This is a genomic window from Pseudomonas sp. SZ40 (genome assembly GCF_052958135.1).
This window is the reverse complement of record NZ_JBQWIF010000037.1, coordinates 23,489-41,476: the sequence shown is the minus strand read 5'-3', so window position 1 is coordinate 41,476 and position 17,988 is coordinate 23,489. Positions and strand designations below refer to the sequence as shown.

Genomic DNA, 17,988 nt, shown 5'->3' with positions numbered 1-17,988 from the left:
ATTGGCTCAGTTGAATATAGCTTAAATCACTTAACCTAGTCATCGTTTTCCTTAATGCTGAATTCAGGTTTGAGCGGCGCTCGACCATGCCTGCCTTGGCGAAATCGGTAGTCGAGAAAATGTGCGGCAGCTACGAACCCGCCTGCAATCCCGGTAATAACTTGATGCCTTAGAGTGGCTTACTTAGTGCAATTGCAGTCTTTTGCAATAAGCTGCAAGTCTTGTAGGTACTGATTTGTAGCTTTGTCGACGATAGGCTTGTTTGCATCTTGAAAATGCAGTGTGAATTTTTCTAGTGCGTCTCGGGAAACCTGGATTTCCTTTTGAGCCAGAGGTGAGGAGTAAAAAGCGATAAGCTGATCGAGTTCCGATTCACTGAATGCAGGGCCGTAATGCTGACCCCAAACAGCCACCATGTCTTCAGCTGTCCAAGGCGTGACTACATTATTAAGGAACTTCTCACCCGCCTCGTTGAATCGTTTCCTGAATTCCTCATTTGGGGTCAAGTTAGCTGTAATTTTCCCCATAATCTGCTGAGCCATTACATTGTTGTATTCTTTACTGCGCTGAAGCTGCTGAGCCCAAGAGTCAACCAAGCCTTGGGCACGAAGCAAAGCCTCAATTTTTTGAGTCTTAGCATCAGCAAAAGCATGCGAGGCAACGAAGATTGAGATAGCTGCTACGAGATAACGCATTTAGTGACCTTCCTTGGTGGGTGACAAATTTCAGAGGGGCGATGGTAGCGTGGAGCAATGATCAGAGCCACAGGTAAGCTGTGAGATGTGTCGAAAACACTGTGCCGCATGGCTACGAAACGACACGCTGAGGCCCTTAAGAATCAAACAATGGCACGTATTGTGATGTCCTGAAGCCGTAAAAAAAACGGGTTCAAATCCCTATTTTCCCGCCATATCTCAAGCAAAAGCCCCCGAAATTCATAGAGTTTCGGGGGCTTTTGCTTTTCAGGGTCTATCTTCTGTCGAAAAGGATGGCGACATGAGCGAAGCAAGCGACCGAACCGTAGCCTTTATCGCAAACCTTATCCCTCTCTATACGCACATCATGGGAGTGGCAGTCTACGACCCGCTCCCATTTACCCCTGTTGGGAAGAGACCTGAGGGGCGCTACATTACTGCTGCGGGAGGATTATCGGCAGCGATGTAGCTTCATATAGCGTAACGATCCTGCTCAGCTTCGGGCGACCACCTTGGCACGGCGTGCCGCGAATGCGGCTTCTACGTCTGCATTGGATCGGCCTCGACCGGCTTCGACCGATGCTCTAGCAGCAGCGACCTTGCGCCGAACGAAATCTGCATCTTCCTTGGTTTGCTGCTGATGGCGGATGTAGTCGTGCATGAGATCGCGCATTACCTGAGAGGCCGGTAGGTGGGCAGCTTGACCGCAGCCATGTAGCTGTCACGTCATTCAAGCTCCCGTTTTAGGTTGAAGAGCGCTTCTTTGACGATGGCAGTTATACCGTTGTGTGTGTGACGCACTACCCCGGCGTTCGCGGAGCTTGTGCAACGGACGTGATGATGTTGGCCAACAGACGATGAAGGTCACTGCGGTGGCCGCTGTGGGCTGCTGAGGCATGCTCGTCCGAGGTCATCACGACGGTCAAGCCAAGTCGCGGCACGAGGTAGAGCATCTGTCCGCCGTAGCCCCAGCCGTAGCGGATGTCTTCGCCTGCGATACGGGTCAGGAACCAGGCATAGCCATGCCCGTCGCCAGTCCAGGGCGACTGCGTGCGCTGCTGCCAGGAGGCATCGATCCATGTCTGCGAGACCAGGCGCTGGCCAGACGCCGTAACGCCGCCGCGACGGTAGAGTTCGCCAAAGGCGAGCAGGGAGCGCGGGCTCATGGCCATCTCGTTGCCGCCCATGTAGATGCCCTGCGGATCGCGGGTCCAACTGGCGATCTGGAAGTCGTCCAGAGGCCCGAGCCAATCACGGGCCAATCGTAGCGTCGAGCGCCCGCTGTGGCGGGTCAGTATGGCGGAGAGCAGGTGCGTGGAGCCTGTCGAGTAGATCATCCGGCCGCCGGGTTCGTCCTCGAAGGGGCGCGCAAGGGCCGCTCGTACCCAGTTGCGGCTGCCGACCCAGGCGCCGTAGTTCCGGCCGGATGTGGAGCCCAGCCCGGCCTGCATCGAGAGGAGGTTGCCAACCGTCAGCCGCAGCAGGCGTGGATCGGGATCGGCCGGCAACTCCGCCGTCAGCAGCGATGCCACTCGCTGGTCGGTGCCCGCGAGAACGCCCTTGTCGATGGCGATGCCGACCAGCGCCGATATCACCAGCTTGGACGCCGACTTTATATTGGTGGCGGCGGTGGTACGGTGCCCCCGATAGCCGCGCTCGGCGATGATCTGCCCGTCGCGGGCAACCATCACCGTCTCCAGCGGCACCAGCGCGGCAGCTTGATCGAGGATGCCGTCCAGCGTGGTGGTTTGCGGTGCGGCCGCGGCATGCACGGGTGTGCCCAGTATCAGGGCGAGGGTGAGGGCACCGTACGTCAACACAGCACGTGCGCGGCTTGATGGGGAGGTGGTGGATACGATCATGGCTGGGCTGGCTCCGAGGCTTGCCAGGCTGTGTGAAAACTACTGCGCTCGGTTATGCGGCGTTAAAAGCCAGCTCAAAATGCTCATTTACACCTCTTGAGCTGCGCTTTTGACTCGCTACGTTCGCCCCGCGGGCCAACTGCGCTGCGTTTCGCCGGTTTGCGGGGGCGCCCAGCCCTTGCCTAACCTTCGCTCGCTACGTTTTCACACAGCCTGTTGCGGGCCCTATTTCAAGCACCGCCGCTGAATGTTGCATAGTTTCTACCATCGTCGTGACCTGTCCGGCCAGCTCGGAATCCGACGTTGCCTACCTACTCGTGGGGGGCATCGTTGCAGAGGCGCTGCAAACGCGATCATCAAACCACGCCAACGGCCAGGCACCGCTCCGTCAGCGGTGCCATGGGTTTGGTTTTTTCTCCGCCAACGGTGTGCGTCGAAGCGTGACGAAATCGTCCCAAGCGGTTTCAAGATCCCTGTTGCCCCGCCATCCCCGAAAACACAAAACCCCAGATTTCAGAACAGAAATCTGGGGTTTGTGTCTTTGGCACCAGCGTTCAGGGCGAATGTCGGCACGAAGCCTGTACGTTAGCCCGCCGTAGTGGCTTGAACGCGACGCACGCGACGACGCCAGCCGCGCCACATCGGCAGGGCGAGCATTACCGCCACGAGCACCCAGGTTCCGATGGAGATCGGGCTGGAAAACAGGATGCCCAACTCACCGTTGGAGATCGACAACGCACGGCGCAGGTTCTGCTCCATCAGGCCGCCAAGGATGAACCCCAGCAGAACCGGGGACAGTGGGAAGTCCATCTTGCGCATGATGTAGCCGAGGATGCCGATGCCGACCATCAGGAACAGGTCGAAGGTGGTCGCATGCACCGCGTAGACGCCGATCCCGGTGATGATCGCGATCACCGGCGCCAGCGCCCAGGTGGGTACAGCCAGAATGCGGGTGAACAGGCCGATCATGGGGATGTTCAGGACCAGCAGCATGACGTTGGCGATGAACAACGACGCGATCAGGCCCCAGACGATGTCGGGTTGCTGCTCGAACAGCAGGGGGCCAGGCGTGATGTTGTATAGCGTGAGCGCACCCAGCATCACCGCTGTGGTCCCCGAACCCGGTACGCCGAGGGTCAGCATCGGTACCAGGCCGCCGCACGTGGAGGCCCCGATGGCGGTTTCCGGCGCTGCCAAACCACGGATATCACCCTTGCCGAAGTTGCCGCTGGCCCCTGCAATGCGCTTTTCCGTCATATAGGCCACCGCGCTCGCCAGCGTGTTGCCGGCTCCCGGTAGCACGCCGATGATGAAGCCCGAGAGGCTGCACCGCAGGTTGACCATGGCCACCGAGGCCGCTTCCTTGAAATTGAACAGCATGCGGCCGGTCGTCTTGACCGCGACATGGCCGTGGTGGGTCTTTTCCAGCAGCAGAAGGATCTCGCTGATGGAGAACAGGCCCAGCACCAGCACCACGAACTGGATCCCATCGGCCAGGTGCACGCTGTCACCCGTGAAACGATACACGCCGCTATTGGCATCGATACCGACCGCCGAGAGGAACAGGCCGATCAGCGCTGCAACGAACGTCTTTACCGGCTTATCCCCGGCCATGCCTCCCAGGCAGACGATAGCGAAGACCATGAGCACGAAATATTCGGCGGGCCCGAAGGCCACAGCCCAGGCGGCGAGCAGTGGGGTGAACAGCACCATGCCGCAGGTCGCCAGCAGCGCGCCGATGAAGGAGCTCCAGGCCGACAGCGACAGGGCGATGCCTGCCTTGCCTTGGCGCGCCATCGGGTAGCCGTCCAGTGCGGTCATGACGGTGGATGCTTCACCGGGGATGTTCAGCAGGATCGAGCTGATCCGGCCGCCATACTCGCAACCCAGGTACACCGCCGACAGCAGGATCAGCGCCGACTCCGGCGGCAGGCCGAGGGCGAAAGCGATGGGGATCAGCAAGGCCACGCCGTTGATCGGCCCCAGGCCCGGCAGCAGACCGACCACGGTCCCGATCAGGGTACCAATCAGGGCGGTGATCAGGTTGTAAGGAGTCAGGGCAATACCGAAGCCGTGCCCCAGATAGCTCAAGGTTTCCATGGATCAGTTCTCCAGCGCGGCCAGCAGGCCAAGGGGAAGGGGGACATCCATTACACGGTCGAACAGCCAGTACAGCAGTACGCTCATGGCTCCCACCACCAGGGCGCTGGTCAGCCAGCGGCCGCCGTAAAGCCTGGCCATGGGCACGCCGATGAGTATTGAGCTGAGAATGAAGCCCAGGGGTTCGAAGGCGGCTGCGAACACCAGCAGCAGCGCGAAACAGGCGATCACCTTGGTCAGCGTCGCACTGTCCAACTCCGGCTCGTCTTCCGAGCGCGTGACGGGCGTGGGGCGAATCGCCAGGTACAGCAGCGCCACACCCATCAGGCCGAGCACCAGCAGTGGAAAGGCTCGCGGCCCCACCGGCTCATAGGAGAACGGGGCTTGATAGGGCCAGGCCATGACGGCCAGAGCCATGCACACCACCAGCAGGGAAACCGCGAAAATGCGTTGCAGGATCATGGGGAGAATCCTCGTTATATAGCGCGCAGAGCGCCCCGTGGCGGTGTTGCCTGCCCAGGCAACGGCATCGCCGGTGATCACGGGCAAGCCCGTTGAACAAGGGGGCGTACGATCGCGCTTACTGGGTCAGGCCGAACTCGCGGGCCAGGTTCTTGTACTCGGCGACCTGCTTCTTGACGTATGCATCCAGCTCTTCGCCGGTCATGGCAAAGGGATAGAGCTGGCGCTCGGTACGCAGCTTGGCGAAGTCCTCGGAGGCGAGTAGCGTGTCGAAGGCGTTCTTCCACCAGGCATAGGCCTCATCGCTAACCTTCGGCCCCAGGTAGTAGCCGCGGATTACCGGCCAGGTGACGTCGTAGCCCTGCTCCTTGGCGGTGGGAATGTCCGACACGATGGGACCTTCGAGACGCGTGTCGGCGAGCACGGCAAGAATGCGCATGTGGCCTGACTCGACATGAGGCACGGAGTCGGCAATGTCCGTGCTCGCCACCTGAATGTGCCCGCCGAGCAGGGCGGTCGCCAACTCGCCGCCACCTTCCATCGACACGTAGCGCATCTTCTTGGGATCGACGCCGCCGGCCTGGGCGATCAGCGCGGTCTGCACCCAGTCCTGGCTGCCCACGGTGCCGCCAGCGCCAATGACCACACTCCCCGGGTTTGTTTTGAGTGCGTTGATGAGATCGCCGAGGTTCTTGTAGGGCGAGTCGGAACGAACCGCGATCGCCCCATAGCTGGTGCCGACAGCGGCCAGCCACCTGACCGCGTTTTCATCGAAACGGCCAAACTTGCCCTGGGCGAGGTTCAGCAGCGAGCCGCTGGAGAAGGCCGTGATCGTGCCCGCATCAGCGGGCCGCTGGGCGACCACCGCGTTGTACGCCACGGCGCCGATGCCGCCCGGCATGTAGGTTACCCGCATCGGCGAGGAGAGCAGCTTCTCCTGCACCAGCGCGCTCTGCGCCAGCTTGCAGGTCAGGTCGAAGCCGCCACCGGGGGCCGCCGGTGCGATGCACTCGGGACGGCGTGGCTCCTCGGCCAAGGCATGTCCAGCCACCAGCGCGCAGCAGGCGGACAGGAGCAAACGACGAAACATGGGATTCATGGAACGCACCTCTGATTGTTTTTGTAATAGGAGCTAGCTACATCGCAAGCGCTGCGATGGGGGTATGCCGCGCAGCCGCGGTCAGGCAGCGGCCACGGTCAAACCGGGCGCAGGTGGCCGTGTAGGAATGGCATAGCGGGAAAAGGCAAGGGCACGAATGGCACATCGGTTGGTGACGAGCATGGGATGGCTCTCCACTGATTTTATTGTTAGGCGGCCTTTTTTTAATAGCCGTCCGCCGATGGTTCACCGGTTGCAGCAGTAATACGCCAGAAACCTTTCGTAAAGCTTTCATGGCTGCATGCACAGCGAAAAGATGTTTGTGCCGTTGAGACGCCTGATGGCGTGCCCGGGATCGTTCGAGCACTCCCCTCAAAACCCCCTGATATCCAGCGCGAAAGCCAGGGGGCTTGCATGCAGAACCCGGGTTTTGGCAAAAGCCACGCCCTCAGAGTTCGGCATCGAAGATGATCGTGACGTCGCCCTGATAGGTGCTACCCGGCTGTTTGAGCATCTCCTTCACAGCGGCCTGGGTTGCTTCAAAATGCAGTTGGGCGGGTTGGTTGAAGCCGGTCGACAGGCTTCTGAAGTGCTTGGCGGCAGCGCGCCCGACCGGCAGGTTTTCCCGGCGTACCGCGCCGCCATTGGCCAGGGCCACATGGCTGGGCAGTGTGACGGCGACATCGATCGGTACCTGGCGATTGTTCTGGTTGCGGATCGCGCAACTGCTGCCGGCGCTGTACTGGCAGTTCAGGTACATATTGAACGGGCCGCCGGACCACAGGCGAAATGGCAGGTCGCGCTGCAGCCGGGTCGGTTGCTGGCCGCGGTGTACCCAGTTGCCCCAACCGCCTTGCGGCTCCAGCACTGCACGGTCCGAGCCCGGCGGGAACTCGATCCTGACCTGGTGTTTGACGGTCAGCTCGAAGTCGATGCTGATGGTGCTTTTGCTCAGACCGGTGATGTTGTTGCCAAAGTCGAAATCACCATTGTTGCCGATGCGATAGGTGACCTGGCCTCTGTAGACACCATTGGCCAGGCCGAGCGGAGTCGGGGTGATCAGCTCATAGCCGACAGCCAGTTCGGAGACGCGCAGGTTCTTGGCGAAGCCGGCGCTCTGGGCCGTTGCGTCGACATAGCAGCCCCCAGGCGAACTGGGATTTCTGACCTGCCAGATGTATTGCGCGTAGCTCGACGCATTGCCGGTCTGGGCGTAGACACGCCAAGCGCTACAGCCTCCTTGCACGGCTGACCAGACAGGGTTGTCGAGCTGAGGTGCCGGGTCGTTTTCCGTACGTTGGCTGACTGCCGAGATGCGGAATTCGACCATGAAGGAATCGCCTGCCTCGTTCACCACACGAACCTGCCGGCTATCCGGTGCCTTGACATAGAAGCGGTTGCGCACATCGGACGCCAATTTGATCGCCCGCTTGTTAAAGGTCACGCCGCCGATACCCACCGAGAAGTATTTGTACTGGGTACAGGTCTCCGGCCAGCGCTGGCAGAAGCCTGCCTGGGGCGTGGTGTTGGTGAACCTGTTGTGCGAGGCATCCTGCAGGTTCGGATCGAAGCGCGCACTGATGGTCGCGTCGGCGGCCTGGACGCTGGTGCTCAGCAGCAGGCCGAGCATGGCGACAGGCACTAACGACCTGCCGAATAGTGTTGGGCATTTCATCGTGTAAGCCTTCTTCATCAACTGTCCGGGGTTTCAGTAGCGGAGTGGCCGGCTGCCAGGTCGTTGGCGGCGCACACCAGGTTTCCAACCAGCTGGCTGTCCTGTTCGCGTCGGTAATCACCTTTGTCGAGGCGGATCTGGCACAGCGCCTTGCCCTGCCATTGCACGTCCAGGGTCGGTGTGGACTCGCTCATTTCCACGGCGAAGAAGCCATCGGCCTCGCTGACGCTGCGGCTGGCATGGTTGCTGATCAGTGCGCCCTTGAGCGGCCGACCCTGGGCGTCCAGCAGACGGCCCATGACGGTGACGGTGTTCATCACGCGGATCTTCTGGTAGCTCACTCCGCCCTGATTGAGGTGGTAGCTCACCGCTTGCGGTTGAATGACGGCGGCAGGGGCGTCGTTACCGGCGAAGTCGAACTGCACCGTGCCGCTCTTATAAGCGGTGAGCGGGATCACGTTGCGCCCGGGCTTGAGCACGCTGCTGTGGCCGTTGATGTCATCGGCGCGCAGGGCGATGGCGGCATTGTCCGACTCGACGTCGACGATCATCCCGGCGGCATACAACTGGCTGTCGCCGCTTGCCGCCAGAGTGCCGGCCCCAAGGGCAACGGTGCTGGTGAGGTTGAGGCCACCACTCAGGGCATCGTCGTAGGAAGAGCGCTGCAGGTAGATGTCGCCGCTGGCCAGGTCGCCCTGGTAGTACGCGCTGCCGGACAGGCCGGTGCCGTAACTGTCTGCGTTCAGGGTGCCGGATACGCTGCGCAGGGCACCGTCATCGAAGCTCTGTTGGTAGGTCACCGCAGCGTTCTGTTCGCGCCCGCCATCCCGCGAGGCGCGGCTACCGAAGCTGCCGGTGATGCGTTTGCCTGGTCCGCCGAGCGCCAGGCTGAGGGTGACATCGAAACCCCGGTTGCGCGCTTCACCGGAGCTGAGCGTACCGGGGCGGTCGAATACCGAGAGTCTCCAGTTGGCATCGCTGCCCAGCAAGCTGCCGTTGTACAGCCAGCCGAGATCGACGCCGGTGCCCTGGTTGGCGCCGCTGCTATGGGCCAGGCGTAACGTCGCGCTGCTCTTGTAGGTAACGCGGTGCTGTAACGACAAGGCGCTCTGCCGGGTTTCAGCGGCCGAGCTGCGTGCGGTACGCGAGCCGTCGCCGCGCTCCAGGGTGCTGCGGCTGTGGCTGACCACCAGGCTGCCGCTGGTGTAGCTGTAGATGCCTTGCAGATCGAAGCCGTGGCCCTGGCTGCCGCTGTTGTACAGGTTGCCGTACAGATTCAGGTTGTCCAGTACGCTCCAGTCGAGGGAGGTGCCCAGTTGCGAGGTCTGGTCCACCCGTTGGGCGGAGAGGCCGAGTACGGCGCGCGGATGCAGCAGGTAGTTGGCGATGACGCCAGCGGTGAGAGCGTCCTCGCCGCGTTTCTCCCAGTTGCTCAGCAGGTCGCTCTGACGCCCCAGGTAAAGGTTGTAGCGCCAGGGTTGGTCCGGGTCATGCCAGTTGTTCGGCTTGTAGATGAATGCCGCCTCGTTGGAGGTGACCTGGCCATCCTCGACCAGGCGCACTTCCACTTCGTAGATGCCACCTGGCAGGCTGCGCGTATCGATGGCCTGCAGGCCCGGTTGTACCGGCTGGCTGTTGAGCAGTACGCCGTTGCGATAGAGCTCGACCACGCCAGGGCGGTTGGGCGTGACATAAATCGGTGTGGCGCTGGGGCTGCTGCTGTCCACGGCCAGACTGTCGCTGCTGCCGTACATCAAACCCAGTGTAGTTTGTGGGCTGCTGCCGAGCATTTGCGGTTGGCGCATGACGCCGTGGGCGTCCGGGGTGAAGTAGCCCAGGCGCCAGAAATTTCCGGCGTCCTGGCGTTCCGCATAGAGGTTTTGGGCGTAGTAGCGAAGCGGTTCCTCGCCGTTGCCGGTGGCACTTCGGTGTACTTGCGCGCCTGCGACGGTGGTCCAGTTGCCGAGGCTGCCTTGCGCTTCCAGGGCGTAACGACCGGCGGTCTCCTGCTGCTGGCCACCGGTAAGATTCAATTGGTTGTAGAGCATCAGGCCTCTGCTACCCCCTTCGGGCAGCGAGTAGTAACGCTGCTGTTGCGGGTCGGCCTCGGCCTTCGCGGTGAGGATCGACAGCTGCGAAGTGGCCAGGCTGTAGTGCAGGGCCAGCAGTCCCGATGGGCAGGATGTGTGGCACGCACCCAGTGGCTGAGCGTTGCCGAGCAGGTCGACCCAGGGTTGCCGTTCGGCCGGGGTGAAGGGGCTATCCGTGGTGTCGTTGAATTCGATAAGGCGCACGCTGTCGTCGCGTCCGAGCATCACCATGGCCTCGCCGAGCAGCCGGCCATCGAGGTCGACACGCACGGCCAGGGGTACCTCGAAGAGGTTTTCAGCGAAGTCCGCCGGCAGCCCTTGTGCCTGCGTCAGGATGCTCAGTGCCGACGTTGGCGTCGAGGTCGCCGCGACGGCTTGCGCTGTCAGTAGCGTGGCCGCACCGCAACCTAGCGACAGCAGAATGGATCGCGTCAGGAAAGACATCGAGAACATGACTCACCCCAGATTCGGAAAAGACCGCCCCTCTCGGGTCCGTGCTCGAGAAGGGGCGGTAAGGGAGTGATGCGCGAGCGCGCATCGAGCCTCAGTTGGTTGGTGCAGCCTCAGGGGCGGTAGTCTCGAAGATCATGCCGACCACACCCTGGTATCGGCCTGGGGCATAGCTGCCGGAAGCCAGCGGCTTGGCGGAAATTTCCACATCCACGCGCGCGCCGGTACGAGCCACGGCTGCCGGTACCACCTCGGTGGCAGTGGTGCTCAGGTCGATGCCGCGCAGTTTCACGTTCAGGTCGATGTTGTTGGAGCCGCTGGACATCACTGCCGGGGCGCTCAGGTAGGCACTGATGGGGCCAACGGTGCTCTTCGCTTCGAGCTGCTTGCGCACGCTGCTGAGGGCACCGTTGCTCGGGTTCCAGTACAGCTCCTGGGCATCGTTCATCCAGCTGTCGCCGGCCGGTGGTACGACATAGAAGTTTTCGGTCGGCACGGTCGCGACGACGGTAACCTGATGCTGAACCGCGTCCTCGGCGAGTACGCCGGCGCTTGCGCCGAGCAATGCCAGTGGGGCGATCATCAGAAATTTTTTCATGCTGTTTAACCTCGTGTGGGGGGTGGGTGAAAACCAGGTCGAGCTCAAGGCTTGAGCTCGATCTTCTGGGTCTTGTCGCCTTCGATCAGGTCGAAGTAATACAAGCGGCCGGCCTTGCGCTCGAACGTGCGCACGCTGTTGGGCAGCACGTGATACTTGCTCGGTACCTCGCACTGCTTGCCGTCGCTGGAGCAGTCATTGAAGTTGTCGAGCACCACGCTGCTGTTGCCGTCGTTGCGGACCAGAAAGCGTTCGGCGTGGCGCTCGATCTGCGTGGCGTAGCGGGGGTGCTGGGGGCGTACGAAAAGCAGGCTGCCGTAACCGGCGAGGATGTTGACGCCTGCGGAAAGGCTTTCCCGGTACTGGTCGCTTTCTGCCCGGGAGAGGCCGAAACCATCGTCCTGCTGCGGCAGCACGGGCTCGAAACGCAGGCGGAAATAACGCTCCTTGTCTCGCTCGCCGGTGTAGAGAATGCGCATCGCCTGCATCCCCCCGGCCGGCACGATCAGGCGTGCCGGGCTGGCGACCAGAACGCGGGTTTCCACGCTGGAGCCATTGGCGATGCTGACCGGCACTTCCCTGGCCTTGCCGGAGGCGTCATAGATCAGCTCTGCAACGCTCACCCGCACGAACGCACTGGCATCGCCACTGTTGCGCACCCGTTTGAGCAGCGTGCTCTTGCTGCCGTCCAGGTAGTCGTACATGGCACCGATATTGATGTCGGCACCCGCGTGGGCAAGCGAGGGCAGGGTGAGCAGCGCTGCGAGTAGAAGTCGTTTCATAGCCTGTGCCAGTGAGTAAATGGGTGAACCTGCCGAGTCGCCATCAGGGCCAGGGCGGGCTGAAAAAGTGAGGTGATTATTCGTTCTGGCAGGGTCTGCGACTGTCGGGCGCGGCCTGGCGGGCTGTAGGAAATTTCCTAGGCTGCCGTGCGTGCGGCGGGAATGGCTGGCCCGGCCCTGGTGTAGGCGCGTGCGCTGCAGGGGCGCTGGGAAAGCGACCCTGCGGGGTTGGGTTGTTGGGGAGGGGGGCGTATCGCCGCGGGGGGCTGCTGAGCCAGCCGTGCGGTGGCGCTGCAGCGGATGACTGCTCGCAGGCCACCGATAACAGGCAGGTCATCAGGGGGTAAAACGTGAGGAGGGAGGATGCAATACCCTTCTGTGGTTCCTATCACGGCGTCGGTTGAGCACGAGGTGGCTGCGCACCACACGCGCGGTGCGTGATCAGACGGGCAGGTATCCGGAGATGCTCAGCCAGTGCAGGAGGTCGGGGCCACTCATGGGCCTGGCGAACCAGTAACCCTGACCGATGCTGCACCCCAGCTCGATCAGGTGGCGACGTTGCTCGGCCGTTTCCACGCCCTCGATCACCAGGCTCATGTCCAGCCAGTCCGCCAGTTCCTGCGTGCTGCCGATGATCGCGGCGCTGTAGGGATCCGTGCCGAGGCCGCTGATGAAATGGCCCGGTAACTTGATCTGGTCGAACGGCAGGTCATGCAGCCGTTGCAGCGAAGAAAACCCGGTGCCGAAATCATCGATGGCCAGGCCGCAGCCCATCAGCCTCAAGCGCAACAGATTTTCCAGGCTGCTTGCCGGCGCCTTGATCAGACCCTGCTCGGTTATCTCGAAGTGCACGCCCTTGGCGCTCGAGCCATAGCGATTCACGGTCCGTTCGATCCGCTCGTACAACTGCGGCGAATTCAGCTGCGAAGGGTTCAGGTTGAACGCCAGCTCCAGGGGCAACTGCCGCTTCGCCAGTTCGCTGCGCAGCCGCAGCCCTTGTTCGAACAGCTGGATGAACAACTGGTCGAGCAGGCCGCAGCTCTCGATCATGGGCAGAAAACGGTCCGGGGAGAGCAGGCCGCGCTCGGGGTGGGCCCAGCGTGCCAGTACCTCGGCTCCCATCAGCTCCCGGCTGTCGAGCATGAACTTGGGTTGGAAGTGAGGTTGGAATTCGCCATTGCGCAGGCCACGTTCGATCTCGCGCAGGCTCGGCAGTTCGCATACCTCGGGTAGCCCGGGAAACGGTTGCGTCTGGCTGGCGCGGTAGCGTTCGAGCAGCGCCTGCAGGGTATCCAGCGGCAGCGGCTTGCCCAGGTCGCCGAGCACCTCGAGGCCGAGCAGTTCGACCATGCGCAGCGTGGCGCGACGCACAGGCTCCTCGCTTCCGCTATACAGCATGACCGCCTTGACCAGGCCTGCCTGGCTGGCATGGCGCAGGAACGCCAGGCCGTCCATGCCAGGCATGCGCAAATCGCACAGCACGATATCGGCCGGGCCGTGCTGGCCAAGCAGCCTCAGCCCTGCATTGCCATCGGCGGCGTCGAGTATGTGGCCGACGCCCAACTGCGTCATGGCACTGACCGCGACCGAGCGTTGGAACGGGTGGTCTTCCAGAATAAGCACGCACAGGTCTCGCATCTGCCTGGCTCCCGAGTTGATAAGGCGAGCCAGTCTGGCGCCGGGGGCGCGGGCGCAGAGCAGGACGCTGCCTAACGCCCTGTAGGAAATATCCTTTGTCGTGCGCGCAGGGCTCGTCTGCCATTGCGTAAAGTGCCGCTATCTTTCAGCATGGGTGACGGAGCATTCGCCCCGTGTACTGGGCAGTTTCGGGCCTTGGCGGATAAATGAGAGGTCGTATGAAAACAGTGCTCATCGTCGACGACCATCCGGTGATCCGCCTGGCAGTTCGCCTGCTGCTGGAACGCGATGGTTTCCAGATCGTCGGCGAAACCGACAATGGCGTGGATGCTCTGCAACTGGCTCGTGAGTTCGCCCCGGATCTGGTGGTGCTGGATATCGGCATCCCCCGGCTGGATGGTCTGGAAGTCATCGCCCGCCTGGATTCGCTTGGCCTGCCACTGCGCGTACTGGTACTCAGTGCCCAGCCCAGCAACCTGTTCGCGCTGCGTTGCCTGCAGGCGGGGGCGGCTGGTTTCGTCTGCAAGCAGGAAGACCTGGGCGAACTGCTCGGCGCAGCGAAAGCGGTGCTGGCCGGTTATAGCTACTTTCCCAAGGACGCCCTGACGACGGTTCGCCACCGAGATGCCCTGGCCAACGACCAGGAACGCATCGACAGCCTCTCGGACCGCGAAATGATGGTGCTGCAACAGCTGGCCAGCGGCCTGAGCAACAAGCAGATTGGCGACAGCATGCTGCTGAGCAACAAGACCATCAGCACCTACAAGACACGCCTGATGCAGAAACTGAACGCCACGTCGCTGGTGGAACTCATCGAATTTGCCAAACGCAACAGGCTGACATGACGAGCGGGGCGTCGTGTACCTGGCTCGGTCGGGCGCTGTGCGGTTTGTGCCTATGGGTGGCCGGGGCGGTTGCCCTCGCCGCCGAGGTACAGCCGGACACCTTGCAACTGCTCGGGCGTTCCCAGGCCGAAGTGCAGGATATCCAGCTCGACGAAGCCGACTGGCGCTGGCTGCGCCTCAGGCACGAGCTGCGTCTGGGCGTTTCGGCGCCGGACTACCCACCCTTCGACATCAGCGACAGTGGTCGCGACTACGAAGGACTGACGGCCGACTACGCGGACCTGATTGCGCAACTGCTCGATACCCGCATCAGTGTGCGGCGTTACCCCAACCGAACCGCGGCTCTGGAGGCCCTCAGCGCAGGGGAGATCGACCTGCTGGGCAGCTCCAACCAGTTCGAGGTGGAAACGGCGGGTGTCGCCCTCAGCGTCGCCTATTGCGACGACCAGTCCGTGCTGATCAGCCGTATCGGCGAGTCGCATACGGCGCAGACGCTCGCCGGCCGCAAACTCGCCGTGGGCTACGACTACCTGCCGCTGTCACGTATCGAGGCACGTTATCCGGGCGCCATCGTCGAGCGCTACGCTGCCGAGGAACAGGCCATGGCAGCCGTAGCCTTCGGCCAGGCCGACGCCATGTTCAGCAACGCCAACGTGGCCCAGTACCTGATCCAGCAGAACTACTCCAACAGCGTGCGCATCGCCCAACTGGGGCAGCCGGAAGCCATCGGTTATGGCTTCGCACTGCGCCCCGATGACCTTGTGCTCAGGCGGATCGTCGATACCGCTCTGGCAGCGATCCCCCTCGATCAGCGCCAGAGCATCCAGAAACGCTGGAGCGGCGGGCAGTCGCTGAACACCGGCGGCCTGCGCCTCAGTGCGGCCGAGCAGCGCTGGCTGGCGCGCAATCCGGTGGTGCGGGTGGCGGTAGACAGTGGCCTGGCGCCGCTGTCCTATGTCGACATCGACGGTCACTACCGCGGCAGCACCGCCGATCTGCTGGCCCTGATCGAGTTGCGCAGCGGGCTGAAGTTCGATATTCAGCGCAAGGTCGGTATCGGCGAACTGCTGCGGGCGGTACGCGACGGCAAGGCGGATATGCTGGCTGATTCCACGCCCGACGCCGAGCGCGAGGAATACCTGCGCTTCAGTCGCCCTTATCTGGTCAACCCCTTCGTTCTGGTCACCCGCAAGCAAGCGCAGGCGTTGGACGGCCTGGCCTCGCTTAACGGCAGGAAGCTGGCGATCCCGAGGGGGCACACGCTGCTTGGCGAGTTGCGCCGCAATTACCCGCAGATCGAACTGCTGCAGACCGGTAGCGCTCTGGAGGGGTTCACGCTGGTCCGCGACGGTGTGGCGGACGCCACCGTACATGCCCTGAGCAGCGCGAACTACTACATCCGGCGCATGTACGACGAGCAATTGCGCGTTGCCGCCGCTATCGACTTGAAACCCTCCCAGGCTGCCTTCGCCGTGCGCAGGAGCGAAACCGAGTTGCAAGGCATCCTCGACAAGGTGCTGCTCGACATTCCGCCAGACGAGCTCAATGCGCTCAACAACCGCTGGCGTACCAATGCCGTGGTCTCCACCCAGTCCTGGCGAGACTACCGTGACCTGATCTATCAGATAGTCGCCGTCGCCGTGCTCCTGCTGCTGGTCTCGCTGGTATGGAATTTCTACCTGCGCCGGCAGATCAAGCAGCGCCTGCTGGCCAAGCAGCACCTGGCCGATCAGTTGCGTTTCATGGAGGTGCTGATCAACGGAACGCCTCATCCCATCTATGTGCGCGACCGAGCCGGGCGCATGTTGATCTGCAACGACAGCTACCTGCAGGCCTTTGCCGTCGAGCGCGAAGCCGTGATCGGCAAGACCCTCGCCGACAGCCTGCCAGCCGGCCTGGATACCGACAAAGGCGACACCTACCTGGATGATTATCGCTGGGTCATGGATAACGGGCTGGCGCTGATCCAGGACCGCGAGCTGCGCATCGGCACGCGCATGCTGACCATCTATCACTGGCTGTTGCCCTACCAGGACAGCCATGGCGACGTGCAGGGCATCATCGGCGGCTGGCTGGACATCAGCGAGCGCCAGGCCATGCTGGAAGAGCTGCAAAGTGCCAGAGAGCGGGCCGATGAAGCCAATCGCATCAAGAGCACCTTCCTCGCCACCATGAGCCACGAAATCCGCACGCCGATGAGTGCAGTGCTCGGCATGCTGGAATTGGCTCTCAAGCATGCCGAGCAAGGCCAACTCGATCGCCAGGCCATCGAGGTCGCCTATGAATCGGCGAAGGACATGCTGGCACTGATCGGCGACATCCTCGACATCGCCCGCATCGAGTCAGGGCGTCTTGGCCTGGCTCCCGAGCGCGCCAACCTGCGGGTGCTGGTGGAATCGGTCGCCCGGGTATTCGATGGCGTGGCGCGGCAGAAGAACATCGGCCTGCTGCTGGATATCGATGCCAGCGTGAGCCGCGAGGTGCTGATCGACCCGTTGCGTTTCAAGCAGGTGCTGTCCAACCTGATCAGCAACGCCATCAAGTTCACCGACGCTGGTCTGGTAAGCGTGCACATCCACGGTCAGGCCGTTGGCGAGGAGCGCATAGCGGTCCAGTTGCTCGTGGAGGACACCGGCATCGGCATTTCCAGCGTCGATCAGGCACGCCTGTTCCAGCCGTTCGCCCAGGCCCGCCAGAATGGTCTGAGCAGCCGCCACGGCGCAGGCCTGGGGTTGGTCATCTGTCGCTCGCTGTGCGAGATGATGGGCGGCAGGCTGACATTGAGCAGTACACCGGGCCAGGGCACCAGGGTCGAAGTCGAGCTGAACCTGGCCACCCTGGAGCCCGCTGCGCTGGACACGCAACCTGTCCGTGAGGAAGTGCCAACTGCGCGCAGTCATCTACGGGTGCTGGTGGTCGATGACCATGCCGCCAACCGTCTGCTGCTCTGCCAGCAATTGGCGTTCTACGGGCATGAGGTCAGCGAGGCCAGTGATGGCGCATCGGGGCTGTCGGCCTGGAGCGGCGGACACTTCGACCTGCTGATCAGCGACTGCAACATGCCGGTGATGAGCGGCTACGCGTTGGCCCGCGCCATCCGCAGCGAAGAACAGGCGCAGGGTCTGCCGCCCTGCAGCATTCTCGGTTACACCGCCAATGCTCAGCCGGACGAGCGCCAGCGTTGCCTCGACAGCGGCATGAATGACTGCCTGTTCAAACCGATCAGCCTGGTCGCGCTGGGCGAGCGCCTTGCGTCGATTCGCGCCATCGACCGTGCTGCAGAGGCGGAGCAGGGCTTCGCCGAAGCCTTCGACCCGAGCGCTCTGGATACCTTGACCGGAGGGGATCCGGCGCTCGCCCGCCGTTTGCTCGACGAGTTGTGGTCGAGCACCACCGAAGATCTACGGACGCTGCAGGAACTGGCGGCCACGGAGGACCGCGATGCCCTGGCCGAGCTGGCGCATCGCATCAAGGGGGCCGCACGTATCGTCAGCGCGCAGCCGCTGGTGCAACGCTGCGAAGCACTGGAGAACGCTTGTCGACTGGAGCCCGCCGAAGCACCCTTGCACCCGGCCATCCAGGCGCTGGCCAGCGAGATGCAATCGTTGTGCGGGGCGCTTGAGCGACACGCTGCTACAGGGGGCGGTGGCCCCCTGTAATCAGTTCAGGGCACAGTCGCAAACCGCTGTCTG

At 62.5% G+C, this 17,988-nt stretch carries 13 protein-coding genes; 2 read left to right on the top strand and 11 right to left on the bottom strand.

The genetic code is table 11. The features are described from left to right. Positions 1-179: 179 nt before the first annotated feature. The 11 genes from ACT9T4_RS22165 to ACT9T4_RS22115 form a co-directional block, all read right to left on the bottom strand. Entirely contained in the window at positions 180-695 is a 516-nt protein-coding gene (locus ACT9T4_RS22165; protein WP_499118951.1) for a DUF2059 domain-containing protein, read from the bottom strand. Between the two features lie 493 nt (positions 696-1,188). After that, positions 1,189-1,356 (bottom strand): hypothetical protein, encoded by a 168-nt coding sequence (locus ACT9T4_RS22160; RefSeq protein WP_257026787.1) that lies wholly within the window; start codon positions 1,354-1,356, stop codon positions 1,189-1,191. Positions 1,357-1,495: 139 nt separating this feature from the next. Further along, positions 1,496-2,557, bottom strand: a complete 1,062-nt coding sequence (locus ACT9T4_RS22155) for a serine hydrolase domain-containing protein (protein ID WP_499118949.1) — start codon at positions 2,555-2,557, stop codon at positions 1,496-1,498. A gap of 585 nt (positions 2,558-3,142) precedes the next feature. After that, on the bottom strand, positions 3,143-4,657 hold the full coding sequence (locus tag ACT9T4_RS22150; RefSeq protein WP_042552082.1) for a tripartite tricarboxylate transporter permease: 1,515 nt from the start codon (positions 4,655-4,657) through the stop codon (positions 3,143-3,145). Between the two features lie 3 nt (positions 4,658-4,660). After that, positions 4,661-5,119, bottom strand: a complete 459-nt coding sequence (locus ACT9T4_RS22145) for a tripartite tricarboxylate transporter TctB family protein (protein ID WP_042552083.1) — start codon at positions 5,117-5,119, stop codon at positions 4,661-4,663. A gap of 118 nt (positions 5,120-5,237) precedes the next feature. Beyond that, positions 5,238-6,218 (bottom strand): Bug family tripartite tricarboxylate transporter substrate binding protein, encoded by a 981-nt coding sequence (locus tag ACT9T4_RS22140; RefSeq protein ID WP_042552084.1) that lies wholly within the window; start codon positions 6,216-6,218, stop codon positions 5,238-5,240. A 448-nt stretch (positions 6,219-6,666) separates the two neighbouring features. Further along, positions 6,667-7,860 carry a hypothetical protein gene (locus ACT9T4_RS22135; RefSeq protein WP_499118946.1) on the bottom strand — a complete coding sequence of 398 codons (1,194 nt, stop codon included), beginning with the start codon at positions 7,858-7,860 and terminating at the stop codon, positions 6,667-6,669. Between the two features lie 50 nt (positions 7,861-7,910). Then, positions 7,911-10,436: a TcfC E-set like domain-containing protein gene (locus ACT9T4_RS22130; RefSeq protein ID WP_499118944.1), complete on the bottom strand. Its 2,526-nt coding sequence runs from the start codon at positions 10,434-10,436 to the stop codon at positions 7,911-7,913. Between the two features lie 91 nt (positions 10,437-10,527). Further along, on the bottom strand, positions 10,528-11,031 hold the full coding sequence (locus ACT9T4_RS22125; protein ID WP_042552085.1) for a CS1 type fimbrial major subunit: 504 nt from the start codon (positions 11,029-11,031) through the stop codon (positions 10,528-10,530). 44 nt (positions 11,032-11,075) lie between these two features. Continuing rightward, a complete protein-coding gene (locus tag ACT9T4_RS22120) occupies positions 11,076-11,813 on the bottom strand; it encodes a molecular chaperone (RefSeq protein WP_499118942.1) in 738 nt (245 codons plus the stop codon). Positions 11,814-12,254: 441 nt separating this feature from the next. After that, entirely contained in the window at positions 12,255-13,451 is a 1,197-nt protein-coding gene (locus ACT9T4_RS22115; RefSeq protein ID WP_499118940.1) for an EAL domain-containing response regulator, read from the bottom strand. Between the two features lie 218 nt (positions 13,452-13,669). On the opposite strand from ACT9T4_RS22115, the gene ACT9T4_RS22110 reads away from it, so the two are divergent. Further along, positions 13,670-14,296 carry a response regulator transcription factor gene (locus ACT9T4_RS22110; RefSeq protein ID WP_179537625.1) on the top strand — a complete coding sequence of 209 codons (627 nt, stop codon included), beginning with the start codon at positions 13,670-13,672 and terminating at the stop codon, positions 14,294-14,296. A 44-nt stretch (positions 14,297-14,340) separates the two neighbouring features. Further along, entirely contained in the window at positions 14,341-17,955 is a 3,615-nt protein-coding gene (locus ACT9T4_RS22105) for a transporter substrate-binding domain-containing protein (RefSeq protein WP_499118938.1), read from the top strand. The last annotated feature ends 33 nt before the right edge of the window (positions 17,956-17,988 follow it).